The following is a 24,297-nucleotide window of genomic DNA, read 5'->3' on the forward strand; positions in this document are numbered from 1 at the left end:
TGCGCATGTTTGAGCCCGCAGGGCGAGTTTGCGCAGACCCCGCCTGACGGGCCCGGAAGGAGGGAACCCCCGAAGGGGGCGCGACAGCGGGGTACGCTTTCTTGCCTTCTTCTTTGTCGTACAACAAAGAAGAAGGTCGCCCGCCGGGGGCGAGTCCCCGGCCAATGTGACGTACTACAACGGAAAGCCGTCCGTAAGCGCTCACCGGCTCAAGGTCGAACGGAATGATCTAACGACCTTCACGTAAAGTCCGAAACGCGCTTCACCCCCGACAGGCAAGGCTCAACAAGCCCGGCGTGCCTGCCAGGGGCAGCGTTTACATACCTAACGCGAACAGAGCCAATGAATTCGACCCCACCAGCCAGCGTCAGCCCCTCCGCTTCGCCCACCGGGTGATCCGGCAGGGGCGGCTCAGCCCCGTCCGTAGTTATCCTCAAAGCGGACGATGTCGTCCTCGCCCAGATAGCTGCCCGACTGTACTTCGATGATCTCGAGGGGCAGCTTGCCCGGGTTGGCGAGGCGGTGGACGTGCCCCAAGGGGATGTAGGTGGATTCGTTTTCACCGAGCAGAAAGGTCTTCTCGCCGTTGGTGACTTCGGCCGTGCCCTTGACGACGATCCAGTGCTCGGCCCGGTGGTGGTGCATCTGCAGGCTCAGGCGGGCGCCCGGATTGACGACGATGCGCTTGACCTGGAAACGCTCGCCGTTGTCGATGGAGTCGTACCAGCCCCACGGGCGATGGATCTTGCGGTGGGCAGAGGCTTGGCTTCGGCTGCCGGCCTTGAGGGCGGCGACGATCTGCTTGACGTTCTGGGTCTTGTCCTTGCGGGCCACCAGCACGGCGTCGGGGGTTTCGACGATCACCGCATCGTCCAGGCCGACGCAGGCCACCATGCGGTCCTGGGCGTAGACGAGCGTGTTGCGGCTGTCCTCGAAGAGCACGTCACCGCGGGCCACGTTGCCGCTGGCGTCCTTGTCGGCGATCTGCCACAGGGCGTCCCACGCCCCTACATCCGACCAGCCGGCCGACATGGGCACGACGCAGCCGGCGATGCCGAGCCCGTCGGTTGCGGACAGCTTTTCCATCACCGCGTAGTCGATGGAGTCGGACGGGCAGGCCTGGAAGAGGGCCTTGTCCACGCGCACGAAGTCGGCATCCCGCGAGCCCCCCGCCCAGGCGGCGGCACAGGCAGCGGACATGGCGGGCTGGAGCTGAGCCATGGCCTTCAGCCAGACACTGGCCTTGACCATGAACAGGCCGCTGTTCCAGAGATAGTCGCCGCTGTCGAGGTAGCGCTGGGCGGTGGCCGCGTCGGGTTTTTCGACAAAGGCGGCGATGGCCTTGCTGCCATCTGCACGGTCGGCGCCGCAGCGGATGTAGCCGTAGCCGGTTTCGGCGTGGGTCGGCACGATGCCGAAGGTGACGATAGCGCCTTCAAGGGCCGCCGGAATGCCCTCGTCGATGGCCTTCTGAAAGCCTGGCAGGTCGCGGATGACGTGATCGGCCGGCATCACCAGCAGCACCGGGTCAGCCTCCTGCGCAGCCAGAGCGGCCAGGGTCAGGGCCGGCGCGGTGTTGCGGCCGATGGGCTCAAGGACGATGTCACGGCTGGCGCGCCCCACGGCGCGCAGCTGCTCGGCGGTGACGAAGCGGTATTCCTCATTGCACACGACGATGGGTGCCTGCGCGACCGCCAGGCGTCCGCCGAAACCGGCCAGACGGCCGGCCGTGGCCTGCAGCATGGTCTCCTCACCCACAAGGGCGAGGAGTTGCTTGGGGTACTGCTCGCGGGACAAGGGCCACAGGCGCGTGCCGGAGCCGCCGGAGAGAATGACGGGCTGGAGTTCCATGATGGGTCGGGTCGGGAAAGTGGAAAAATCGGTTAATGCGTGCGGTGCACAATGAACATGCTTTTTACCACAATCCCCGGTTCCTCAAACCAGCGTCATGTGGACTTCACGGCACCGGTGAATCGTTTTCCGGCACAGCCAGCCATGATCCGACGATTCGCTCGGCTTCTTCAATCCCTGTCTTCTTGAGGCTCGAGAACAACTGCACGGTGACCTGCTCGCCGAGGGGCGCCAGGTCTTTGCGCACAAGGGCCAGGGTGGCGGCCTGCTCGGAACGGGTGAGCTTGTCGCTCTTGGTGAGCAGCACGTGAATCGGCCTGCCGCTGGGGGCAAACCAGCCGATCATGACCCGGTCGCGGTCCTTGAGGGGATGGCGGGAGTCCATGATGAGGACCAGCCCGACGAGGTTGGGGCGACGGGTGAGGTAGTCCTCCAGCAGACGTTGCCACTGGAGGCGGATGGCCTCGGGCACCTCGGCATAGCCGTAGCCGGGCAGGTCCACCAGCACGGCGCCGTTACGCAGGCGGAAGAAGTTGATCAGCTGGGTGCGCCCCGGCGTCTTGGAGACGAAGGCCAGCCGGACGTGGTCACACAAGGTGTTGATGGCGCTGGATTTACCCGCGTTGGAGCGACCGGCGAATGCGACTTCGGGACCACCGGGCGGCGGCAGACCATTGGGCTTGGCAACGGAAATCTCGAACTGGGCGTTACGGAACAGGGACATGAGGGGGCTTTGGCATGCGCGACGCACGCTATTGCATCGCGCAAATGACTGGAATTGCTATAGAATAGCAGGTTTGAGACATCCACATTCTTGGCTTCCGAGGACATCATGATCAAGCGTTCCCTGCTGCTTTCGCTGCTTCTGGCCACCGGCGCGGTTCAGGCTCAAGACAAAGCCGCCGCCCAGCCCGACCTGGCCAAGGCGAAACAGACTGCAGAACAGGTTTGCGGCGCCTGCCACGGCGCTGACGGCAACAGTCAGATTCCCGTCAACCCGAAACTCGCGGGCCAGCATGCGGAATATCTTTACAAGCAACTGAAGAACTTCAAGAGTGAAGGTGGCGCCCCCGCAGAACGCGCCAACCCGATCATGGCCGGCATGGCTGCAGGCCTGTCCGACGCCGACATGCAGGGCCTGTCCCGCTACTTCGCCGGTCAGACCCTGAAGCCCGAATCTGCCAAGAACAAGGCGTCCATCGATCTCGGCCAGAAGCTGTGGCGTGCGGGTGACGTGAAGCGCGGCATTCCCGCCTGTGCGGCCTGCCACGGCCCTGCCGGTGCCGGCATGCCTGCCCAGTACCCGCGCCTGTCCGGTCAGTTTGCCGACTACACCGAAGCCCAGCTGCGGGCCTTCCGTGCCGGCGAGCGCGCCAACGACCCGGCCAAGATGATGCGCACCATCGCCCTGAAGATGACCGACCCGGAAATCAAGGCTGTCGCCGATTACGCGGCCGGCTTGCGCTGAGTCAAGGCGCCTGCGGGCGCCCGTCAGCTAGAAAGAAGGGGTGGTCTCAAGGCCACCCTTTTTCATTTGCCGCCCCCTGCTCCACCGGATTCAACCGCCTTCGCCGCGAAGCCCGCCATGCGACACCGCAGTACCTCCCGCGCCCTTTACGAGCTGCTCAGCTCGATGCGCTTTGCGATCAGCCTGCTGACCCTGCTTGGCGTTGCCTCCATCATCGGCACGGTGGTCAAGCAGAACGAGCCGTACAACAACTACCTCAACCAGTTTGGCCCCTTCTGGTTCCCGATCTTCGAGAAGCTCGGCCTGTATTCTGTCTATAACTCGTTCTGGTTCCTCACCATCCTGAGCTTTCTGGTGTTGTCCACCAGCGCGTGCATCCTGCGCCAGGCCAGGCCCATGCTGAAGGACATGAGGGGCTTCCGCGAGCATGCCCGGGAGAACTCCCTGGCCAGCTTTGCCCACCAGGCGCGCCTGCCGGTCACACTGGCCCTCCCCCAGGCCCGGGAGGCAACCCTGGCCTACCTGACGGCGCACGGCTTCACCGCCCGCGAGAACACCCGGGAAGACGGCGTCCTGCTGGCCGCCAAACAGGGCAGCTGGACGCGCATCGGCTACTTTCTGGCCCACGGAGCCATCGTGTTGATCTGCGTCGGCGGGCTGCTCGACGGCAACCTTCCTCTCAAGATCCAGATGGCGCTGGGTGGCAAGCAGCTCACGACAGGCAATCAGCTGATCGCACAGATCCCGCCCGAAAGCCGGCTGGGCGTGGGCAACTGGAGCTTCCGCGGCAACGTCTTCATCCCCGAGGGCAAGAGCGCCAATACGGCGGTGCTCAATGTGCAGGACGGCATCCTGCTGCAGGATCTGCCCTTCACCGTGTCCCTGCGCAAATTCCACCTTGAGCACTACGAAAGCGGGATGCCCAAGCGTTTCGCCAGCGACATCCTCATCACCGAGAACGCCACCGGCAAGTCGGTGGAGAAGACCATCGAGGTGAACAAGCCCTTCGAGTTTGCCGGGGTGATGATGTATCAGGCGAGCTTTGAGGACGGCGGCTCGCGCCTGCGCCTGCTCGGCCATGATCTGCGCAGCGGCAGTACCCGCCCGCCCTTCCCCGCCGAGGCGGTGGTCGGCGAATCCGTGACGCTGAAGGAAGCGGGGCTCGACTACACCCTGGAGCTCGGCAGCTTCCGGGCCTTCAACATCGAGAACATGGCCACCGACAAGCCGGAAGCCGAAACCGGCAATCTCGCCCGCTTCGACAAACATCTGGGCAGCGGTGCCCGCTCGCCGACAAGCAAGGACATGCAGAACGTCGGCCCGAGCATCCAGTACAAGCTGCGCGACTCTGCAGGCCAGGCGCGGGAGTACCAGAACTTCATGCAACCCATCCTGCAGGATGGCGCCTGGTACCTGCTGTCCGGCATGCGTGACAGCCCCTCGGCCCCCTTCCGCTTCATGCGCATTCCGATGGATGACGACGGGCGCCCGGACAGCTGGTTCGCGATCCGCCGCGTGCTGATCGACAACACCCGGCACCCGGAGATCGCCCGGCGCTTCACCGCCACTGCACTCGGATCGGATGTTGCTCCCGAGATACGCAGCCGCATGCAGGAAACCACGGCGCGCACCCTGGAGCTGTTTGCCCGAGGTGGCTTTGAGAGCCTGGGCAAGTTCATCGAGAGCACCATCCCCGAGGCCGAGCGCGACAAGGCCGCCGACGTGTTCATCAAGATCCTCGAGGGTTCGGCCTGGGAGGCCTGGAAGATGGCCCGTAGCGATGCGGGCCTGCCCGCCGTCGTACCGGCCGCCCAGCACGCCCGTCTGCTGCGCGATACCCTCAATGCCACCAACGACAGCCTGCACTATGGCGCGCCGGTGTATTTCCAGCCCACCGGCTTTGATGAGGTCCGGGCCACGGTACTGCAGGTCACCCGCTCACCCGGCAAGCCCATCGTCTATCTGGGCTCCCTGTTCCTGGTGCTGGGCGTCTTCGCCATGCTGTACATCCGCGAACGTCGCCTCTTCGTGCTGATCAAAAGCTCGGGAGAGGCCCTGGTGGCCCTCAGCTCGAATCGCAAATCGATGGATGTGGACGAGAGCTTCCGGCACCACCGGGATGCCCTCACCGCCCTGCTCAATCCCGGCCCCCGGCCCTGACCGAAGGTTTCGCCATGGAAATCGCCCACAAGGACAGCAGCACGCTGCTGCGCCGCCTCAACCCCGGTGACTGGCTGTATGCCCTGGCCCTCGCCGGGGGCGCCCTGTTTGCCCTGCGTCAGTACGGGGGCTTCATGGACATCTACGACAAGGCCATCCTGCTGCTCACGGTGCCGGGCCTTGCGGCGATGGGTTTTGCGTGGAAGCCCTTCCGGGTTTTCCTGGCCGTGTCGACGGCCCTGGCCCTGGCCAGCATTGCCTTGTACCAGGGCGATCTGGCGCGGGCCGAGCAGGTGTTCTTTCTGAAATACCTGATCTCCAGCCAAACGGCGATCATGTGGATGAGCGCCCTGTTCTTCATCGCCACCGGCGCCTTTCTGCTGGGGCTGGCAGCCCGATCCGACTTTGCCGATGCCACCGGGTCGGCTCTCACTTGGTGTGCCGTGACCATGGGCACCACGGGCCTGATGGTGCGCTGGTACGAGAGCTACCTGATCGGCGCCGACGTAGGGCACATCCCCCTGAGCAACCTGTACGAAGTCTTCGTGCTCTTTGCGCTGATGACCGGCCTGCTCTATCTGTACTACGAGGGCCGCTACGCCACCCGCCGCATGGGGGCCTTCGTGCTGCTGGTGATCTCGGCGGCGGTGGCCTTCCTGCTGTGGTACACCTTCAGCCGTGAGGCTCAGGAGATTCAGCCCCTGATCCCGGCGCTGCAGAGTTACTGGATGAAGGTGCATGTGCCGGCCAACTTCATCGGCTATGGCGCCTTTGCCCTGGCGGCGATGGTCGGGGTGGCCGATCTGCTGGTGCGCAAGGGCATCCTGGCCAACCGTTTGCCGCCCGCCGAAGTGCTGGACGACGTGATGTACAAGGCCATCGCCATCGGTTTTGCCTTCTTCACCATCGCCACCATCCTGGGCGCCCTGTGGGCTGCGGAAGCCTGGGGCACCTACTGGCAGTGGGACCCGAAAGAAACCTGGGCTTTCATCGTGTGGCTCAACTACGCCACCTGGCTGCACATCCGCCTGACCAAGGGCCTGCGCGGCGCCATGCTGGCCTGGTGGGCGATTGCCGGACTGCTGGTCACAGCCTTTGCGTTTGTCGGGGTCAATATGTTCCTGTCAGGTCTGCATTCCTACGGCTCGCTCTGATCCGGCTGGCTCGCCCGGAAGGCGGCCTTGCCGGCCTCCAGGCGGGCGATCTCCGCCGCACTGAAGCCCGCCCGCCGGCGGGCTTCGACATTGAGGGGCCGGGGCGGCCAGGGCGCATCGAAACGGTGCATCAGGGCCAGGTAGGTGGCCTCCGGCTCCAGCCCGCGTTCGGCACAGAAATACCGGAACCACCGGTCGCCCAGGGCTACGTGCCCGATCTCGTCACGCAGGATGATGTCCAGCACGCCTATTGTCGCCTCGTCGCCTATGCGGCGCAGGGCGGTGACGATAGGCGGGGTCGCGTCCAGCCCCCGGGCCTCGAGCACGCGGGGCACCAGGGCCATGCGGGCGAGGGGATCGTCGGCGGTCTTGATGGCCATCTCCCACAGGCCGTTATGGGCCTGGAAATCGCCATAGGCATGGCCCAGTGCGTTCAGGCGGGCTTCGACGAGAGAGAAGTGGTAGGCCTCCTCGGCGGCCACCGTCAGCCAGCCCTCGTAATAGTCGGCGGGCAACCCGGGAAAACGATGGACACAGTCGAGGGCCAGGTTGATGGCGTTGAACTCGATATGGGCGATGGCATGCAGTAGGGCCGCGTGCCCCTCGGGGGAGCCCGGCCGGCGCCGTGGCAGCGTTGTGTGGGGAACGAGTTCGGGGCGCGGCGGACGCCCGGGATCGAGCATCGGCGGAAGCCATGCACTGGCATCGGGCAGCACGATGCGTCCGGCAAACCAGTCGGTGCGGAGCACATCGACCTGGGCTGCCTTCACCCCTGGGTCGCAACTCATGAGGGCTTCCAGGACACGAGCCTGGAGATTCGACGAGGTAGTCTCCTGCATAGGGCCGGATGGTATCAGGCCGGCCCTAGCGGGAACGCGGAACAGCAGACGAAAAAATGGCCGCAATCCGAAGATCGCGGCCAGAGAATGGCTTTTTGTTGCTTTTAGCTCAGGCGGCCTTGCGCTTGCTCGCAGCAGCAGGCTTGGCAGCTACCGGCTTGACGGCATTCTTGAGCGCCACTACGTTGGCCTCGGCGATGCCATTGATCTGATCGCTGACCAGAGACACGCTTTCAAGCGCAGAGGCTTGTGCGGCCAGGCCGTTACGAATGACATCGAACACAGGGCCGAAGCCCTCGGGAGCCTGCTCGGCCAGGCGGTCGATGCCGACCTGGACCTGCTGGGCTGCATCCGAAGAGGCCTCCTTGAAAGCGTCGATTACCACATTGCGGCTTTCGACGAGCAACTCGTATTGCTTACGGGCCGTGTCAGTCACGCGCTCAAGACCGGGCTGCCAATAAACAGCCTGCCAGTTGCCGAGTTCAGCCGCATCCTTGATCTCGATGAGGGCCTGGGCCGCAGCAAGCGCATCGCGGGTCGCCTCGGCTCCCGCCTCAAGCTGCAGGCGGGTCAGTTTTTCAACTTGGGTGGTCAGGTTGCCAACGAGGGCAAAAGCGCTATCAATCGCTGCTTGCTGGTACGGGCCCCACTGAAAGACATTCTTCTCCGCCATCTTTTTCACTCCTCGATTCATTCGGTAACAGGCATCGCATGTTGAAGGTGTCTCCCCACCTCTTCCCTTGTGCTTTTGTTCGACGCCCCAGCAGGCGTTGCGGAGAGCTATTCAATTACCGCAGCGCCATGGACAGAATGATGCCAAGAATGCTGCACGGCACAAATCCGGCCTTTCCCCTCCCAGCCCCCGGGAAAACCCTGATGCATGTCGCGTAGTCAGTCAGACGGGTCCCCTGCCAGCACAACCATTCTCACAAGTTCGGCCAGGGAGTCGACACGCAGCTTTTCCATCACGCGCGAGCGATGTTGCTCGACGGTTTTCATGCTGATGCCCAGGTCATCGGCGATCTGCTTGTTGAGCCGCCCGGCGACCATCCCTTCCATCACATCCCGCTCCCGGGCGGTGAGGCAGTCGAGCCGGCTCTGGACATCCGCCAACCTGACTCTTTCGTTGCGGCGCCGGGCAGCCACCTGGACGGCCTCCTGCACCCGATCGAGCAGATGCTGTTCGTTGAAGGGCTTTTGCAGGAAGTCGAAGGCGCCCTCCCGCATGGCCCGGGCCACCATGGGCACGTCACCATGGGCTGAGACAAAGATGATGGGGATGGCGCTGCCAAGGCGGATCAAGCGCTCCTGCAACCCGATCCCGCTTAGGCCCGGCATGCGCACGTCAAGGACCACGCAGTGCGCATGCTCGATGGCTTCGGGATCGGCGAGCATGTCGATTGCGCTGGGGAAATTGCGCACGGGAAGCCCCAGGGTCTCGACAAGCAAACTGATGGACAACCTGACTGCATCATCATCATCCACAACACATACCAGCGGCGTCTCCATATCAGCCTCCTGTGCTTGAAGTGAGGTGCACGACGTGTCGTTCTGCCTGGGCATGCGGTGAATTCACGCCGCAACAACCGGCAGGCAGAAACTGAAGGTGGTTCCGAGCGAGCAGCTGGACTCGACCCACATCCGCCCGCCATGGTTCTCTACGATGGTGCGGCAGATGGCGAGGCCAAGCCCAACCCCGTCCGGTTTGGTGGTGACAAAGGGTGCAAAGGGGTCGGCACGAACCACATCGGCGAGACCGCTGCCCCGGTCGATGACGCAGACGCCCACCGTTCCATCGTCAAGCAGACGGGTGCGAATGCTCAAGACCCGTTCTCCGGTGCTTTCGCCCATCGCCTCAATGCCGTTTTTGACCAGATTGCCGACGACCTGTTCGATCTGGACCTGGTCAGCCAGCACGGGCGGCAAAAGCTCGGCCAGGTCGAGGACGAACTGGACCGAGTGAGCTCTGGCGTCAAACTCGGCAAAGCGCACCATGTCACGCACCACTTCGTTCATGGCCACGGGGGCGGTGACCAGCCCTCCCTTACGCACGAAACCGCGTACCCGGTGCACGATCTCCCCAGCCCGCAAGGCCTGATCTGCGATCATTTTCAGGGGGCCTCGAATGGCCTCACCGCCGCTCTCGAGTTCATCAAGGCGGCGCAAGGCGACAGCACTGAAATTGCGCAGGGCAGTGAGCGGCTGGTTGATCTCGTGCGCCAGGGCAGAGGCCATTTCTCCGACGTGAATAAGCCGGGCGGCGTGGGCAAGCTCGCGTTGCTGCTGCTTCTCCCGCTCGACGCTCAGGTGTCGGTCGTGGACGTCACGCACGGTACCGATCATGCGCGTGGAGCGCCCGCTGGCATCCTGCTCCATGACCTTGCCACGCAGGGCTATCCAGCGATAGGAGCCATCCTCCATTCGCAGGCGAAACTCGGCCTCGGTGATCGGTCGAGCGCCGGAGAGGTGGGCCGAAAACGCGGCAATGGCGCCGCGCAGGTCGTCCGGGTGGAGGCGTGATGGCCAGATGTCGTTGCCGCAAAGAGGGCGATCCGCGGGGTACCCGATAATCGCCGCAAAAGACGCACTGACGTTGATCTCGCCGGTCTCCACAGCCCAGTCCCACAGGGCATCGCCATGCCCTTCGAGCGCGAATTGCCAGAGCCGCTCGGAGGCCCGCAGGGTCTCCATCAGGGAGCGCGTCTGGCTGATGTCCCGGTGGGTGCCAAGAATCCGGACGGGCGTGCCATCGGCATCCCGGGCCATGGCCTTGCCCCGGGCAGCGATCCAGCGATACTGGCCATCCTTGCTGCGCAAGCGGAACTCCGACTCGTAGATCGGCAAGGCTCCGTGGAGATAGGCGTCCATCTGTTCGAGCACGCGGATCCGGTCTTCGGGATGCAGCAGTTCGTTCCACACCAGGCGCCGGGACTCCTCCGGGGTGTATCCCAGCATTTCTCCCCAACGGGGCGAACGGTAGAAGCTGCCTTCCCTGACGTGCCAGTCCCAGACGCCATCACCGGCCCCTTCCAGGGCAAAGCGCCAGCGCTCCTCGGCCTCCTCGAGACGGGTTACCGTCTCGCGGGCCTCGGTCACGTCACGCACGATAAGGATCGCCAACTGCGCGCCGCGCTGGTGAATGTAGGAGACGGTGGTTTCGGCGGCAAAGCGGGTGCCGTCCCTTCGAACGTGGGTAGCCGCCGGCAGGAAGGTCGGACGTGTCACGAAAAGCCGGAGCAGGGCGAGCCCGTCAGAGATCAGGGCCGACGCCCGCTGCCCGAGGATCTCCTCGCGGTTGAAGCGATACAGGGCCGCCGCTGCGGGATTTGCGTCAACCACGCTGCCCTGGGTATTGAGCAGGAGGATGGGAAACGGGGCGCCGTCAAACACGGTCCGGTAGCGCTGGTCACTCTCGAGTTGCGCGCCGGCGCTGCGGGTCCGCTCGGAGGCATCCCGCACCGTCATGACGGCGACCTCCCGCCCATTGCGCAAGCAGTAGCGGATGCGGATCTCGACGGCCAAGTGGCTGCCGTCAGCGCGGCGATGGAAGCGCAGCGGCACGTAGTCCCGATGCAGGCGGATGAAGTCGCCCGCCACCGCCGATCCTGCCACCAGGTCTGAAACCGGGCGCCCTTCCAGGTCACGTACCACGTAACCATAGATCTGCGCTGCAGCCGGGTTGCTGCGCAGGATGCGCAGCGTGCTGCAGTCGACCATCAGCATGGCTTCCGCGGCGGCGTCGAAAATGTTTTCAACCTCCTCACGCGCCTCGTGGGCAACCATGAGGGCCTGCCCCAATGCCTGGTCAGCACGCATGGAAACGGACTCGTCAGCCCAGATCAGCAACCAGCCTGCACGCGCCGGGTCGTAGCGACCGCGAACGCGCAGGTAACGTCCGTTGTCGCCGCCCTGGGTCAGGATCAGGTCGATATCGCCCGTAGTCGTGGCCAAGGCAGAACGCAGGCGCCCAGCGCCGGGCGCATCGAACAGTTCCAGCCAAGCAGCGGAGGCCGCCTGCGCGGGTGCCAGCAACGCGAACCAGTCGTGGTTGGCCTGACACAGAGCCCCATCCACCGCCACGCGCGCCGCCGGCACGGGGAGCCCGGCAAGATCGCCGGCCGGCGCCCCCCACTCGGCGGCGGGCTCCGGCATCGCCACGCTCAGACTCGCCTGCCGGGCCATGCGGCACTCACTTCCCTATGGGCCCGGCCCCACATGATCAGGCTGGAACAACGAGGACGAAGGCCGATTGACCGTGGGTACGACAACACCGCGCGGTCACGGAACGACCTTCCAGGACGATCCCCGCCAGCGTGTGCTCGCTGCCGTCGGCCAGGGCCTGCTCGACGGCGGGCCAATCGAGCATCCGGAAGACGTCCGCCGCGGCGCTACCCGGCGCCATGCCGGATAGCTGCCCGCGCCCCAGCTCACCCACCAGGCGTACCAGATCGCCTCCGGCATCGAACTCAAGGAGGAGCGCCATGGGCAGGGAGGCGAGGGCGTCCCTGAGAAAGGACTCACGCTGGATGAGGCAGGCCTCCCGGCGCTTGCGTTCAGTGATGTCGGTGCTCTTGGTGCACAGCCCAGCCACTACACCATCGTCGGACAGCAGGACAAAGCGCAGGACGATGAAGGTGTGTTCTCCACCGGCAAGCATCAGGGTCTCCTCGCTCTCGACGCTCTGACCGCTGGCCAGCACGGCCAGGTCGCGCTCACGGATCTGGCTGGCTTGCCCGTCGGGCAGGAGCTGGAAGTCGGTACGCCCGATCAACTCGTTGGCGGTTGTGCCGAAGTACTCCTGAAAACGGCAATTGACGTACTCGTAGCGCCCCAGGGTGTCCTTTACGGAAATCAGGGCAAAGGCATTCTCCATGATCGACGTCATGCGCTTTTCGCTGTTGCGCAGCTGCCGCTGGGTTTCCAGGAGATGGGTCTCGTCGATCAGCGTGATGACCGCCCCCCCGCGCTCGGTGCTTCGGGCAACAGCTCTTGGCGAGACGCGCATCAGGTAATGGCGCAGGGCATCGCTGACCTGGCGTTCAACGGGGCGTCCGTCGGTGACAACCTGTTCGATCAGGTCGGTGTGGGCATCGAGCTTCTGTTGGGCCAGGATGATGCGCACATGCTCACCGGCCGCGCTGTCATTGAGGCCAAAGTAGCGGGCGGCCACTTCATTGAAGCGCAGCAGGCGCATCTGTTCGCTGACCACCAGCAGGGAGAAACCGAAGCTGTTCTGGACGTTCTCCAGGTCGGCATTGGCATCCGCCAGCTCGGCCGACTTGATCTGAAGCTCTTCGTTGACGGTGGTCAGCTCTTCGTTGGTGGATTGCAGCTCCTCGTTGGCCGCCTGCAGTTCCTCGTTGGCCGCCTGCAACTCTTCATTGGAGGCCTGCAGCTCCTCGTTGAGGGCCTGGGTCTCTTCATTGGAGGTTTCGAGCTCTTCGACAACTGTCTGAAGGTGCTCCCGGGTGGCGATAAGCTCTTCCTCGAGATCCCGGGAGGCCATGTTGAGCTCGCCAGGGAGGCCGTCTGAAGCCGACGGGACCTCGACTACGTTCTCGAAGGAAACGATCGCGGCATCCCCGTCGGTCTCGACGCTGACGGGCCTGAGCTGCATGCGCAACTGCTGAGGGGAGCCACCCGGCAGATCAAGCAACCGGGGCCTGCCGCTGATCGGCGCGCCCTTCTGGCGAACCTGGTGCAACAGGGTCTGCAGCTCGGTGCGAAACTCGCGGCGGATGAGTCCCAGCAGGTTGAAATCAGGGCGCCCGGAGGGGATGCCGATCACCCGATTCACCTCCCCGAAAACGTGGAGGATCTCGAAGCTCTGATTCACCAGGAGGCTCGGCGGCGCGTAGGCCTCCGCCAACGCCTCCAGCAGCACTTCGGCAGGGTTGCGCCGCTCCCGCTCCGGTGTGCGACTGCGCAAAGGCTGGCGCATGGGTCCCAGGGGTGCCCGGGCCGCCACTCCGCTACGACGAAAGATCTTTGCGTCCCGATTGACTGTGTCGAAGAGATCCTCGTGCTGGAAAACACTTTCGGACTTGCCCAGGAACATCAGGCCGGCCGGGGCCAGGGCATAGTGGAAGGTGCCCAGAACCCTTTCCTGGAGCGGGTTCTGGAAGTAGATCAGCACATTGCGGCAACTCACCAGATCGAGGCGGACAAAGGGTGGGTCCTGGACCAGATCCTGGCGGGCGAACACCACGAGCTCCCGCAGGGGCTTGACCACTTCATAGGCATCGCCGGCGGTGATGAAGTATTTCTGGACGATGGCGGCATCCACTTCACCGAGACTGGCCGCCGAGTACACACCGCGCCGGGCAATTGCCATGGCACTCATATCGATGTCGGTGGCAAAGATCTGCACCGTGAACTCGGAGATGGCGGCGCCCAGATACTCGGAGATCAGGATGGCGATCGCGTAGGCCTCTTCACCGGTCGCGCACCCCGGCACCCAAACGCGGATCTCGTCGCCCGGCCGCTTGAGGGCAAGGCGCTCGCACAGGGCCGTTGCCAGCCCATCGAAAGCGTCCCGGTCGCGGAAGAAGGACGTTACCGAGATGAGGATTTCCTTGCTCAGTTGGCCGAGCTCCTCGGGATTGCGCTCGGTGAGGTCGATGTAGTCCTGCAGGGACTCGACCCGGTTGGTCGCCATCCGCCGCAAAATGCGCCGCCAGACGGTGTTTTCCTTGTATCCGGAGAAATCGATGCGGGTGTAACGCTGCACCCGGTTCAGCAGTGACTGGATGGTGCCCGGGGCATCACGCAATTTCTCGGGCGGAACCACCAGCCCCTGGGTCCGCACGATCAGGGAGATCTCCCGGGCGATCGCGTCCGGGGGCAGCACCCAGTCTACGCAGTCGGTCTCAATGGCCGACTGGGGCATGCCGGCGTACTTGGCGGACCCCGGATCCTGGGCGAAGACGAGCCCACCGCCGGCCTTGATTGCCCGCACGCCGCCAGCTCCGTCGGAGCCGGTGCCCGACAGGATCACGCCGATCACGTCCTCGCCACGTTCCGCGGCGATGGAATAGAAGAAGCTGTTGACAGACGGCTTGGGCAGTACGTTGGGGCCCGGCTCGACCAACTCGAAACGACCGTCCCGATACAGCAGGTTGCGATTGGGCGGGGTGATGTAAACCGTGTCAGGGCGTGGGGATTCGTGCTGCTCGACCTCCTTGACCTCCATCGCCGTCTCGCGGCCGATCAACTGGACCAGCATGCTGCGATAGGTGGGAGACAGATGCTGGACAACCACGTAGGCCGCGCCCAGATCGGTGGGGAGACTGGAGAACAGCCCCGAAAGCGCTTCGAGGCCACCCGCAGAGGCGCCGACGCACACGACGTATTTGCGCATCAGGGGTGGCGTTTCCAGGCCCATGCCTTCCGGAGGATCCTGCGGAAGTTCTCCGTCATCCCCTCCCAGCGCCCCGCTCCCCTCCGAACTTTCAGCCATTCCCACCTCCGCAGCCGGAACGCCCGGCACTACGCACCACAATAAAGACTGACACTAACCAAAACGCAAGCGCAGGTGCAGCATCAGCGCAGGCCGCCCCCCGGCATCAGGCCCTTCATGGCGCGCATCATCTTCTGCATGCCGCCCTTGGAGAACTGCTTCATCATCTTCTGGGTCTGTTCGAACTGGCCGAGAAGACGGTTGACCTCCTGCACCGTCACCCCGGCACCGGCCGCAATGCGCCGCTTGCGGGAGGCCTTGAGGATCTCCGGCTTGGCCCGCTCGGCGGGGGTCATGGAGTTGATGATGCCCTCGATGCGCTTGACCGCCTTCTCCTCGACACCACCCTGCAGTTGGCCCGCCGCCTGGGCGAACTGCGCCGGCAGCTTGTCCATCAGGCTGGAGAGGCCACCCATCTTCTTCATCTGGCCGAGCTGATCCTTGAAGTCGTTGAGGTCGAAGCCCTTGCCGCTCTTGAGCTTCTGGGCAAACTCCTTGGCCTTCTCCTCATCCACGCCGCGCCGGGCATCTTCCACCAGGGACAGGATGTCGCCCATGCCGAGGATGCGGCTGGCCATCCGCTCGGGATGGAACTCTTCGAGGCCGCCGAGCTTTTCGCCGACACCTGCGAACTTGAGGGGCTTGCCGGTGACATGACGCACCGACAGGGCCGCACCACCGCGGGCGTCACCGTCCAGCTTGGTCAGGACCACGCCGGTCAGGGGCAGAGCCTCATTGAAGGCGCGCGCGGTATTGACCGCATCCTGACCGAGCATCGCATCGACGACGAACAGGGTTTCGATGGGATTGACCGCCGCATGCAGGGCCTGGATCTCTTCCATCATGACCTGGTCGATGGCCAGCCGGCCGGCCGTATCGACCAGCAGCACGTCCATGTAGTGACGACGGGCGTAATCCACCGCGGCACGGGCGATGTCCACCGGCTTCTGGTCAGGCGTGGACGGGAAGAATTCGATGCCGGCCTGCTGGGACACGGTCTGCAACTGGGCAATGGCCGCCGGACGATAGACGTCGGTGGACACCGCCAGCACCTTCTTCTTCATGCGCTCGACAAGCATCTTGCCGAGTTTGCCGGTGGTGGTGGTCTTGCCCGCGCCCTGCAGGCCCGCCATGAGGATGATGGCCGGTGGCTGGGTTGCCAGGTTGAGGCCACTGTGGGCGCCGCCCATCAGCTCGGTCAGCTCCTGGTGCACCACGCCCACCAGGGCCTGGCCCGGGGTCAGGGAGCTCAGCACCTCGGTGCCGACCGCCTTTTCCTTGACGCGGGCGATGAGATCCTTGACCACCGGCAGGGCCACGTCGGCCTCAAGGAGCGCCATGCGGACTTCGCGGAGGGCGTCCTGAATGTTTTCTTCGGTAAGGCGCGCCTGACCCCGGAGGGTCTTGACGACTTTAGCCAGGCGGGTTGTGAGGTTATCCAGCATGATGGTTCGTGACCGAGGCCTTGGAGTAAACTTGAGGAATGGCCGCGATTCTACTTCATCTCCTCCCCGCCTCCCTGTATGCCATCCTCGGCGTGCATTTCTGGCATAGCCGCTGGCTGGCACCAACCCGGGCACCCCGTCAGGGCCTGCTACCCTGGGAGCGGCTCGTGATGCTGGCGGCCCTGGTGGCCCACGGCTTCGCACTTCATGGCGTGTTCTTCTCGTCCGACGGCATTCACTTCGGTTTCAGCCTGGCCCTGTCACTGATGCTGTGGCTGGCCATGCTGTTCTACTGGATCGAAAGTCTGTATGCCCGGCTTGAAGGCCTGCAGACGCTGGCAATGCCCGCTGCGGCCGTGTGCGCGCTGCTGCCGGCCTTCTTTCCGGACCAGCATCTGCTGACCAACGCCAACTCGCCGCTGTTCCGCGCGCACTTTGTTGTCGCCATGCTGGCCTACAGCCTGTTCACGTTGGCGGCCCTCCACGCCACGCTGATGGCCGTTGCCGAGAAGCGCCTCCACGGCGCTCGCCTGACCCGCGCCTTCGCCTCCCTGCCACCGCTGCTGACCATGGAAACCTTGCTGTTCCGGCTCATCGGCATCGCCTTCGTACTGCTCACCCTGACTTTGGGTTCGGGCATCCTGTTTTCCGAGGCCCTGTTTGGCAAGGCCTTCCGGCTGGACCACAAAACGGTGTTCGCCATCGTGTCGTGGTGCATTTTTGCGAGTCTGCTGGTCGGGCGGCATGCCTGGGGCTGGCGCGGTAAGAAGGCCTTGTACTGGACGCTATCCGGCTTCGTTGCCCTGATGCTCGCCTACGTGGGCAGCCGTTTCGTGGCGGAAGTCCTGCTCTCCCGCCCGGCTTGACAAGCACAGACCCGGCCTCAATACTGGCCTGAAGTCACCCACACCGCGCCCCTTGAACAGCATCCCCCTCTCCGCCCAGCTGACGATCCTGGTCACGCTGCTCGCCTTGTCCGGCTTTTTCTCCATGGCCGAAACGGCCATGATGGCGGCAAATCGCTATCGCCTGCGCTCCGCGGCCAATCTCGGCTCCCGGGGAGCCCGTCTGGCCCTGGAGCTTCTTGGCAAGACGGACAAGCTGCTCGGCATCATCCTGCTGTGCAATAACCTGGTGAATGCGGCCGCAGCCACCCTGGTGAGCGTCATCACCATTCAGCTCTTCGGCAGTGAGGAATGGGTGCTCGGCGTCAGCACCCTCGTTGTTACCTTCCTGATCCTGGTGTTCTCGGAGATCACCCCCAAGGTCATCGGCGCCAACCATGCCAACCGCCTTGCCTGCATTGTCAGCTACCCCTTGTCGGCGCTGCTCAAGGGGCTGTATTTCATCGTCTGGTTCGTGAATCTCTTCGTTGCCGGCCTGCTGCGCCTGCTGCGCCTGCGCAACGGTAACGACCAAGAGGCCCACAGCCTGTCCACCGAGGAGTTGCGCACCATGGTGCTGGAGTCCGGGGCCTTCATTCCACCCAAGCACCGCAGCATCCTGCTCAACCTCTTCGAGCTTGAAGACATCACCGTCGAAGACGTGATGACGCCGCGCAACCAGATCGAAGCCGTCGACATTTCAGACCCGATTGATGTGATCCAGGGCCACCTGGCCACCTGCTACCACACGCGCTTGCCGGTCTTCGACGGAGAGATGAATGCGGTCATCGGACTCCTTCACGTACGCCGGATTGTCGGCCAGACCCTGGATCGCAGCCTTGAGACAGGCGACATCCGGGACATGCTGACCAAGCCCTACTTCATTCCGGCCAGCACGCCGATCTATTCCCAGCTGCACTTCTTCCAGGAAAACCGCGAACGCCTCGGGCTGGTGGTGGACGAATACGGCGAGCTCCTGGGCCTGGTCACCCTGGAGGACATCATCGAGGAGCTGATCGGCAAGTTCACCACCAGTGCCCCGGACTCCTCCGAAAAACTGTGCTGGGACAAAAACGGCTGCGTGATCGCTGATGGGAGCCAGCATCTGCGCGCCCTCAACCGCAAGCTCGGCCTCGACCTGCCCGTCGACGGGCCCAAGACCCTCAACGGACTCGTGCTCGAGCACCTCCAGGACATTCCCGAGTCCGGGGTGTCGGTGAAGATCGCCGGCGTACCGATCGAGGTGGTCCAGGCCGAAGACCGACGCATCAAGACGGTACGCATCTTCCGCCCCGCGGGCGCCCGATAAGCCATAGAGTGTTTCGCGGCTTTACAAGCCCTCCGCCTGACGGCATGATCCAGACGCATTTCAGGCCGATCCCTTCTATCCACGCTCCGGCATGTCCTCTCCCTCCCAAGCCGCCCTGAGCGGTCTCGCCCGCGCTTTCGTCCAGCATGGCAGGCTCCTAGAGGCCGAGGCCCTCGCCTGCTCGTCGCCGTCCGCGAACCCCAACGACTTCCTCGTGGAGGTCATCAATCGCGGCCTGATGAGCGCCTCCGACATTGCCCTGTTTGCCGCAGAGACCTTCGGCTCGCCCACTCTTGACCTGGCGGCCTTCGATACCGCCCACCTGCCCACCGACGCCATCGACCGCAAGCTGATGATCAAACATCAGGTGGTGGCCTTGGGGCGCCGGGGCAACCGGCTCAGCCTTGCCCTGTCCGACCCGTCCAATCTGCGCATTCTCGACGAGATCCGCTTCCAGACCGGTCTGGCGGTCGATCCGGTGGTGGTCGAGGTGCCCAAGCTGATGGCCCTGGTCGAACATCTGTCCGAATCAGCCGCGACGACGCTGAAGGAGCTGACCGGCGAAGAGTTCGACATGGACCTCCTCGGCCAGGAAGGTGGAGGAGAGCAGGCGGCCACCCCTGACGAAGCCGCATCGGAAGTAGACGACGCACCGGTGGTGCGCTTCATCCAGAAACTCCTGATTGACGCCATCAACGAAGGCGCCTCTGACATCCATTTCGAGCCCTACGAGAAGTACTATCGTATCCGCTTCCGCACCGACGGCATCCTGCGCGAGATCGCTCAGCCGCCTCTGGTGCTGAAGGAAAAGATTGCCGCCCGCATCAAGGTCATCTCCCGCCTGGACATTTCCGAGAAACGTGTTCCCCAGGACGGGCGGATGAAGCTTGTGCTGTCGAAGAACAAGGCCATCGACTTCCGCGTCTCCACGCTACCGACCCTCTACGGCGAGAAGATCGTGATGCGGATTCTCGACCCCTCATCGGCCATGCTCGGCGTTGACGCCCTGGGCTACGAGCCCGATCAGCGGGCCGTACTGATGGACGCAGTGCAGCGCCCCTACGGCATGATTCTCGTCACGGGCCCGACCGGCAGCGGCAAGACAGTCTCGCTCTACACCTGCCTCAACATCCTCAACAAGCCGGGTGTCAATATCAGCACCGCGGAAGACCCCGCGGAAATCAATCTCCCGGGCATCAACCAGGTCAACGTCAACGAAAAGGCCGGCCTGACCTTCGCCTTCGCCTTGCGGGCCTTCCTGCGCCAGGATCCGGACGTCATCATGGTGGGTGAAATCCGCGACCTGGAGACCGCCGAAATCTCCGTCAAGGCAGCCCAGACCGGCCACCTGGTGCTATCCACCCTGCACACCAACGACGCCCCCTCGACCCTTGAGCGCCTCAAGAACATGGGCGTGGCGCCGTTTAACATTGCATCGTCGGTCATCATGATCACCGCCCAGCGGCTCGCCCGCCGCTTGTGCTCATGCAAAAAGCCCATCGACATCCCGATTGAGGCGCTGATGTCCGCCGGATTCACCGAGAGCGACCTGGACGGCACCTGGCAGCCTTACGGCCCCGTTGGCTGCGAACGCTGCAAGGGCAGTGGGTACAAGGGACGACTCGGCATTTACCAGGTGATGCCGATCTCCGAGGAGATCGCACGTATAATCATGACGAACGGCAACTCGATGGACATTGCTGCCCAGGCCCAGCTCGAAGGCGTCCGTGACCTTCGCCAGTCCGGCCTGCTCAAGGTGAAGCAGGGTGTCACCTCCCTGACAGAAGTGCTCGCCTGCACCAACGAGTGATTGCTTCACGCGGAAACGATTGATGGCCACAGCATCCAACAAGAAAACCCCATCCCGCACAGCCAATACTGCGCGTGAATACCTTTTCATCTGGGAAGGCAAGGACAAGACCGGCAAGATCATCCGCGGTGAAATGCGTGCAGCAACCGAAACCGTTGTGCAGACGGTGCTGCGCCGCCAGGGCATCCTGGCCCAGAAGATCCGCAAGCAGACCTTTTCCCGCGGCCGCAAGATCACCGACAAGGACATCGCGCTGTTCACCCGCCAGCTGTCCACGATGATGCGTGCCGGTGTCCCCCTGCTGCAGTCCTTTGACATCGCCATCAAGGGCTGCGGCAATCCTTCGCTTGCCCGCCTGCTCAATGACGTGCGGGCCAACGTGGAAACCGGCAGCAACCTGTCCCAGGCCTTCCGGCGCCACCCGGTCCATTTCGACGCCCTCTTCTGCAACCTCGTCGCTGCAGGTGAGCAAGCCGGTATCCTCGACTCCCTGCTCGACCGTCTGGCCACTTACAAGGAAAAAATTCTCGCCATCAAGGGCAAGATCAAGTCCGCCATGTTCTACCCCATCGCCGTGGTGGTTGTGGCGGCTCTGGTGGTGTCGGTGATGATGCTGTTCGTGGTTCCGGAGTTCAAGAAGGTCTTCTCGAGCTTTGGCGCCGAGCTGCCCGCCCCGACCCTGTTCGTCATCGCCATTTCCGACTTCTTCGTCGCCTACTGGTATCTGGCCTTCGGGATCATCGCCGGCGCGGTGATCGGGATCGGGGCTTCCTACAGGCGGTCGACTGCGATGCAGGCCGCCGTCGACCGGATGATCCTGCAGTTCCCGGTCATCGGCGAAGTGATCCGCAAGGCCACCATCGCCCGCTGGACCCGCACCTTGTCAACCATGTTCGCTGCAGGTGTCCCCTTGGTGGAAGCCCTCGACTCCGTGGGAGGCGCCGCCGGCAATGTGGTGTACAAAAACGCCACACGGCAGATCCAGTCCGACGTCAGCACCGGCACCAGCCTGACTGTTGCCATGCAGAACGCACTGGTCTTTCCGACCATGGTCGTGCAAATGGTGTCTATCGGTGAGGAATCCGGCCAGCTCGACTCCATGCTAAGCAAGGTCGCCGACTTCTTCGAGCAGGAAGTAGACGACGCGGTTGCTGGTCTGAGCCAGTTGCTGGAGCCCATCATCATGGTCTTTCTCGGCGTGGTGATCGGCGGTCTGGTTGTCGCCATGTATCTCCCGATCTTCAAGCTCGGCGCCGTCGTCGGCTAACTCTCTGCCCCAGCCCGATGGAAGCATTCAAGGATCCTCTCGTCTTCAGTGCGGCCTGCGCCTTGATCGGCCTGTTCGTAGGCAGCTTTCTCAATGTGGTGATTCACCGCCTTCCGCTCATGATGGAGCGGGAGTGGCAGGCGGAGGCTGCGGCCCTGCGCGGTGAAGAACCAGGCCCCCAGGCGCAGCGCTTCAATCTCGCCACACCTGGCTCGCGCTGCCCCCATTGCGGCCATCCAATCGGCGCCCTCGAGAACCTGCCCATTCTCAGCTACATGCTGCAGAGGGGGCGCTGTCGCCATTGCAGCGGGCCGATCAGCGTCCGCTATCCACTCATCGAGCTCCTCTGCGCAGCCCTTTCCGGCTTTACGGCATGGCATTTCGGCTTCGGAATGGCCGGTGCCGCTGCCCTGCTCTTCCTGTGGGCCCTCATCGCCCTGTGCTTCATTGATCTGGATACGCAGTTGCTGCCCGATAGCATCACCCTGCCCCTGCTGTGGGCCGGACTGCTGCTCAATCTCTCCGGCACGTTCACAGACATTTCCAGCGCAGTGGTGGGCGCCGCCGCCGGCTACCTCACCCTTTGGTCGGTTTTCTGGCTGTTCAAGCTCACCACCGGCAAGGAAGGCATGGGCTACGGCGACTTCAAGCTGCTGGCAGCTATCGGCGCCTGGCTGGGCTGGCAGATCCTGCCTCTCACCATCCTGCTGTCGTCGCTGGTCGGCGCCATCGTCGGCATTGCCCTGATTGTTTTCCGCCGCCATGGTCGCGAGATCCCCATCCCATTCGGCCCTTACCTGGCCGCCGCCGGGCTGCTCGCCCTCTATTGGGGCCCTTCCCTGACCCAGGCGTATCTGGGCATGCTCTGAGTCGTGCAGCTTGAAATGCCGGCTTCCGCCCCCAACTGGGCAGAAGAGGGTCAGTTTCGCCCGATGTTGCGATGCGCTAAACTTCGTCCATTGACTTCCCGGAGCTCGTCATGCCCATCTACGAGTATCACTGTGCCGCCTGCGGCCACCAGAAAGACCACCTTCAGAAAATGAGCGACCCCGCGCTCACCACCTGCCCGGCTTGCGGAGCAGAAAGCTACGCGAAGCAGATCTCAGCCGCCGGCTTCCAGCTCAAGGGCAGCGGCTGGTACGCCACCGACTTCAAGGGTGGCAGCAGTGCCAGCCCGCGCTCGGAGCCGGCCAAGACGGAAACACCGGCAGCCGCAGCCACACCCTGCGGCGGCAGTTGCGCGTGCCACTGAGGACGACGCGCGCGTAAACTGCTGAATGAAAAAATACTTCGTAACCGGACTGCTGATCTGGATTCCGCTGGTCATCACCTTCGTGGTGCTGGCCTGGATCGTCAATACCCTTGACCAGATCCTTCTCCTTGTCCCGGCCACAGTCCGGCCGGAAGCCTTCTTCGGCTTCCATGTCCCGGGGATTGGCGTTCTCGTCTCGCTGCTGCTCATCCTGATTACCGGTCTGGCCGCGGCCAACTTCGTTGGCCAGCGGATGGTCGGCTTCTGGGAAAGCCTGCTGTCGCGGATCCCGGTGGTCAAATCGATCTACTACAGCGTCAAGCAGGTCTCCGACACCCTGCTATCCAGCAACGGCCAGGCCTTTCGCAAGGCCCTCCTGATCCAGTACCCGCGGGAAGGCATGTGGACCATCGGCTTTCAGACTGGCGCACCTGGGGGTGACGCAGCCCATCACCTGGGCAATGACTTCGTCAGCGTCTATGTGCCGACCACGCCCAACCCCACCTCCGGTTTCTTTCTGATGCTGCCGCGCAAGGACGCCATCGAGCTCGACATGAGCGTCGATGAGGCCCTCAAGTACATCATCTCCATGGGCGTCGTGGCCCCTCCTCCCCACCGGACCACGGCCCCCCGGCCCGCTGCGGCCCTTCTGAATCAATAAACGCGGTTGTTTCCAGCCGCGTTCCGTTTTTTCCAGGAATAAAGACTCCACCATGCGAACTCAATACTGCGGCCTTGTCTCTGCCGCCTATCTCGACCAGATCGTCACCCTGTGCGGCTGGGTTCACCGTCGGCGCGACCACGGTGGCGTGATCTTCATCGACCTGCGCGACCGGGAAGGCCTGGTTCAGGTGGTCTGTGATCCCGATCGGGCCGACATGTTCCACGTGGCCGAGACCATCCGCGGCGAGTTCGTGCTGAAGATCACCGGCAAGGTGCGCCGCCGTCCGGCCGGTACCGAGAATGCCAACTTGGTTTCCGGCGAAATCGAGATCCTGTGTCACGACATCGAGGTGCTCAACACCTCCGCCACGCCCCCGTTCCAGCTCGACGAGGAAAACCTCTCCGAGACCACTCGCCTGACCCATCGCGTCATCGATCTGCGCCGTCCGCAGATGCAGAAGAACATGATCCTGCGCTACCGCACGGCCATGGCCTTCCGTCGTTTCCTTGATGCCCAGGGCTTCATCGACATCGAAACTCCGATGCTCACCAAGAGCACCCCGGAAGGCGCCCGCGACTACCTGGTGCCCTCCCGCGTGCACGACGGCCAGTTCTTCGCCCTGCCCCAGTCGCCGCAGCTCTTCAAGCAGATGCTGATGGTGGCCGGCTACGACCGCTACTACCAGATCGTCAAGTGCTTCCGCGACGAAGACCTGCGCGCCGACCGCCAACCCGA

The 24,297-nt window shown here is 63.8% G+C and carries 19 protein-coding genes; 11 read left to right on the plus strand and 8 right to left on the minus strand.

Annotated features, from left to right (window positions below):
• Positions 1–411: 411 nt before the first annotated feature.
• Both ACIQ09_RS14715 and yihA read right to left on the minus strand, forming a co-directional pair.
• A complete protein-coding gene (locus tag ACIQ09_RS14715) occupies positions 412–1,851 on the minus strand; it encodes a mannose-1-phosphate guanylyltransferase/mannose-6-phosphate isomerase (protein ID WP_398311290.1) in 1,440 nt (479 codons plus the stop codon).
• A gap of 106 nt (positions 1,852–1,957) precedes the next feature.
• On the minus strand, positions 1,958–2,575 hold the full coding sequence (gene yihA, locus ACIQ09_RS14720) for a ribosome biogenesis GTP-binding protein YihA/YsxC (RefSeq protein ID WP_398311293.1): 618 nt from the start codon (positions 2,573–2,575) through the stop codon (positions 1,958–1,960).
• 108 nt (positions 2,576–2,683) lie between these two features.
• Between yihA and ACIQ09_RS14725 the strand changes: the two genes are divergently transcribed.
• The 3 genes from ACIQ09_RS14725 to ccsB all read left to right on the plus strand — a co-directional run bounded on the left by ACIQ09_RS14725 (position 2,684) and on the right by ccsB (position 6,633).
• Positions 2,684–3,319 carry a c-type cytochrome gene (locus ACIQ09_RS14725; protein WP_398311296.1) on the plus strand — a complete coding sequence of 212 codons (636 nt, stop codon included), beginning with the start codon at positions 2,684–2,686 and terminating at the stop codon, positions 3,317–3,319.
• 117 nt (positions 3,320–3,436) lie between these two features.
• The gene (locus ACIQ09_RS14730; RefSeq protein WP_398311299.1) at positions 3,437–5,479 is read left to right on the plus strand and encodes a cytochrome c biogenesis protein ResB; all 2,043 of its coding nucleotides are present in this window, start codon (positions 3,437–3,439) and stop codon (positions 5,477–5,479) included.
• Between the two features lie 14 nt (positions 5,480–5,493).
• Entirely contained in the window at positions 5,494–6,633 is a 1,140-nt protein-coding gene (gene ccsB / locus ACIQ09_RS14735) for a c-type cytochrome biogenesis protein CcsB (protein ID WP_398311301.1), read from the plus strand.
• On the opposite strand, the gene ACIQ09_RS14740 is transcribed toward ccsB, so the two are convergent.
• The 6 genes from ACIQ09_RS14740 to ffh form a co-directional block, all read right to left on the minus strand.
• Positions 6,618–7,421, minus strand: coding sequence for a ferritin-like domain-containing protein (locus ACIQ09_RS14740; RefSeq protein WP_398311304.1), 804 nt, complete (start codon positions 7,419–7,421; stop codon positions 6,618–6,620). The genes ccsB and ACIQ09_RS14740 overlap by 16 nt on opposite strands.
• A 160-nt stretch (positions 7,422–7,581) precedes the next feature.
• Positions 7,582–8,145: a phasin family protein gene (locus ACIQ09_RS14745; RefSeq protein WP_398311307.1), complete on the minus strand. Its 564-nt coding sequence runs from the start codon at positions 8,143–8,145 to the stop codon at positions 7,582–7,584.
• A gap of 218 nt (positions 8,146–8,363) precedes the next feature.
• A complete protein-coding gene (locus ACIQ09_RS14750; RefSeq protein WP_398311310.1) occupies positions 8,364–8,981 on the minus strand; it encodes a response regulator transcription factor in 618 nt (205 codons plus the stop codon).
• Positions 8,982–9,044: 63 nt separating this feature from the next.
• On the minus strand, positions 9,045–11,654 hold the full coding sequence (locus ACIQ09_RS14755) for a PAS domain S-box protein (RefSeq protein ID WP_398311313.1): 2,610 nt from the start codon (positions 11,652–11,654) through the stop codon (positions 9,045–9,047).
• Between the two features lie 37 nt (positions 11,655–11,691).
• Complete coding sequence (locus ACIQ09_RS14760) at positions 11,692–14,931, minus strand: chemotaxis protein CheB (RefSeq protein ID WP_398311316.1); 3,240 nt, start codon at positions 14,929–14,931, stop codon at positions 11,692–11,694.
• Positions 14,932–15,014: 83 nt separating this feature from the next.
• Positions 15,015–16,376: a signal recognition particle protein gene (gene ffh / locus ACIQ09_RS14765; RefSeq protein WP_398311319.1), complete on the minus strand. Its 1,362-nt coding sequence runs from the start codon at positions 16,374–16,376 to the stop codon at positions 15,015–15,017.
• A gap of 38 nt (positions 16,377–16,414) precedes the next feature.
• On the opposite strand from ffh, the gene ACIQ09_RS14770 reads away from it, so the two are divergent.
• The 8 genes from ACIQ09_RS14770 to ACIQ09_RS14805 form a co-directional block, all read left to right on the plus strand.
• Positions 16,415–17,242 carry an inner membrane protein YpjD gene (locus ACIQ09_RS14770; RefSeq protein ID WP_398311322.1) on the plus strand — a complete coding sequence of 276 codons (828 nt, stop codon included), beginning with the start codon at positions 16,415–16,417 and terminating at the stop codon, positions 17,240–17,242.
• A 52-nt stretch (positions 17,243–17,294) separates the two neighbouring features.
• The gene (locus ACIQ09_RS14775) at positions 17,295–18,569 is read left to right on the plus strand and encodes an HlyC/CorC family transporter (protein WP_398311325.1); all 1,275 of its coding nucleotides are present in this window, start codon (positions 17,295–17,297) and stop codon (positions 18,567–18,569) included.
• 91 nt (positions 18,570–18,660) lie between these two features.
• Entirely contained in the window at positions 18,661–20,379 is a 1,719-nt protein-coding gene (gene pilB / locus ACIQ09_RS14780; RefSeq protein ID WP_398311328.1) for a type IV-A pilus assembly ATPase PilB, read from the plus strand.
• 22 nt (positions 20,380–20,401) lie between these two features.
• A complete protein-coding gene (locus ACIQ09_RS14785; protein ID WP_398311331.1) occupies positions 20,402–21,646 on the plus strand; it encodes a type II secretion system F family protein in 1,245 nt (414 codons plus the stop codon).
• Positions 21,647–21,663: 17 nt separating this feature from the next.
• Positions 21,664–22,515 (plus strand): prepilin peptidase, encoded by an 852-nt coding sequence (locus ACIQ09_RS14790; protein ID WP_398311334.1) that lies wholly within the window; start codon positions 21,664–21,666, stop codon positions 22,513–22,515.
• A 110-nt stretch (positions 22,516–22,625) separates the two neighbouring features.
• A complete protein-coding gene (locus ACIQ09_RS14795) occupies positions 22,626–22,898 on the plus strand; it encodes an FmdB family zinc ribbon protein (protein WP_398311337.1) in 273 nt (90 codons plus the stop codon).
• A gap of 25 nt (positions 22,899–22,923) precedes the next feature.
• On the plus strand, positions 22,924–23,559 hold the full coding sequence (locus ACIQ09_RS14800) for a DUF502 domain-containing protein (RefSeq protein WP_398311340.1): 636 nt from the start codon (positions 22,924–22,926) through the stop codon (positions 23,557–23,559).
• Positions 23,560–23,611: 52 nt separating this feature from the next.
• Positions 23,612–24,297: amino acid--tRNA ligase-related protein (locus tag ACIQ09_RS14805; protein WP_398311343.1), on the plus strand; the 686-nt coding region annotated here is incomplete at its 3' end.

Source organism: Zoogloea sp. (genome assembly GCF_044344315.1).
In the GTDB taxonomy this organism is placed as follows: Bacteria; Pseudomonadota; Gammaproteobacteria; order Burkholderiales; family Rhodocyclaceae; genus Zoogloea.

Bases quoted from the DNA above. Each gene is read 5' to 3' on its own strand.
- ACIQ09_RS14740 (WP_398311304.1), bottom strand. From the start codon at position 7,421: ATGAGTTGCGACCCAGGGGTGAAGGCAGCCCAGGTCGATGTGCTCCGC.
- ACIQ09_RS14725 (WP_398311296.1), top strand. From the start codon at position 2,684: ATGATCAAGCGTTCCCTGCTGCTTTCGCTGCTTCTGGCCACCGGCGCG.
- ACIQ09_RS14745 (WP_398311307.1), bottom strand. From the start codon at position 8,145: ATGGCGGAGAAGAATGTCTTTCAGTGGGGCCCGTACCAGCAAGCAGCG.
- ACIQ09_RS14730 (WP_398311299.1), top strand. From the start codon at position 3,437: ATGCGACACCGCAGTACCTCCCGCGCCCTTTACGAGCTGCTCAGCTCG.
- ccsB (WP_398311301.1), top strand. From the start codon at position 5,494: ATGGAAATCGCCCACAAGGACAGCAGCACGCTGCTGCGCCGCCTCAAC.
- ACIQ09_RS14750 (WP_398311310.1), bottom strand. From the start codon at position 8,981: ATGGAGACGCCGCTGGTATGTGTTGTGGATGATGATGATGCAGTCAGG.
- ACIQ09_RS14715 (WP_398311290.1), bottom strand. From the start codon at position 1,851: ATGGAACTCCAGCCCGTCATTCTCTCCGGCGGCTCCGGCACGCGCCTG.
- ACIQ09_RS14785 (WP_398311331.1), top strand. From the start codon at position 20,402: ATGGCCACAGCATCCAACAAGAAAACCCCATCCCGCACAGCCAATACT.
- pilB (WP_398311328.1), top strand. From the start codon at position 18,661: ATGTCCTCTCCCTCCCAAGCCGCCCTGAGCGGTCTCGCCCGCGCTTTC.
- ACIQ09_RS14760 (WP_398311316.1), bottom strand. From the start codon at position 14,931: ATGGCTGAAAGTTCGGAGGGGAGCGGGGCGCTGGGAGGGGATGACGGA.
- ACIQ09_RS14790 (WP_398311334.1), top strand. From the start codon at position 21,664: ATGGAAGCATTCAAGGATCCTCTCGTCTTCAGTGCGGCCTGCGCCTTG.
- ACIQ09_RS14800 (WP_398311340.1), top strand. From the start codon at position 22,924: ATGAAAAAATACTTCGTAACCGGACTGCTGATCTGGATTCCGCTGGTC.
- yihA (WP_398311293.1), bottom strand. From the start codon at position 2,575: ATGTCCCTGTTCCGTAACGCCCAGTTCGAGATTTCCGTTGCCAAGCCC.
- ffh (WP_398311319.1), bottom strand. From the start codon at position 16,376: ATGCTGGATAACCTCACAACCCGCCTGGCTAAAGTCGTCAAGACCCTC.
- ACIQ09_RS14770 (WP_398311322.1), top strand. From the start codon at position 16,415: ATGGCCGCGATTCTACTTCATCTCCTCCCCGCCTCCCTGTATGCCATC.
- ACIQ09_RS14755 (WP_398311313.1), bottom strand. From the start codon at position 11,654: ATGGCCCGGCAGGCGAGTCTGAGCGTGGCGATGCCGGAGCCCGCCGCC.
- ACIQ09_RS14795 (WP_398311337.1), top strand. From the start codon at position 22,626: ATGCCCATCTACGAGTATCACTGTGCCGCCTGCGGCCACCAGAAAGAC.